Source organism: Vibrio sp. T9, from assembly GCF_003123985.1.
GTDB lineage: Bacteria > Pseudomonadota > Gammaproteobacteria > Enterobacterales > Vibrionaceae > Vibrio > Vibrio diabolicus.
Map to the genome: position 1 here is coordinate 1 of NZ_NIGY01000113.1, position 355 is coordinate 355.

Below are 355 nucleotides of genomic sequence, written 5' to 3' on the forward strand. Positions count from 1 at the left end.
GCGGACCCATCGGTCGAGGCGTCGCGCACGGTCGATGCGTCGCCGCGTCTTCTAGCCGTCACCGACATCCCGTTGTCGCTCGCTGCGACCGGCGGCAACCCGGCAGGCTGGGGCGTACCGGCCTCGTTGCAGGACCTGACGCTTGCCGATGCCGCGCACCGTGGGATGCCTCTGGCCGCATGGGTTTCCAGCACGGCACTGGGCGATCCCAAACTACAGACCGAGGTCAGGAGCATGCTCGAGCGGGGTATCGCCATCCTGGTCACCAGCCATGCGGGTGAGACGCGCCACGAGCTCTCAACCTTCGGTGTCGAATCGATGGGTCGGACGGCCATCTACAGGCAAACCGATAACG

Annotated in this window: 1 protein-coding gene; it reads left to right on the top strand. The window is 66.5% G+C overall.

The features are described from left to right. A partial coding sequence (locus CBX98_RS26375; protein WP_172606041.1) for a hypothetical protein occupies window positions 1–355 on the top strand: 355 nt, incomplete at both ends.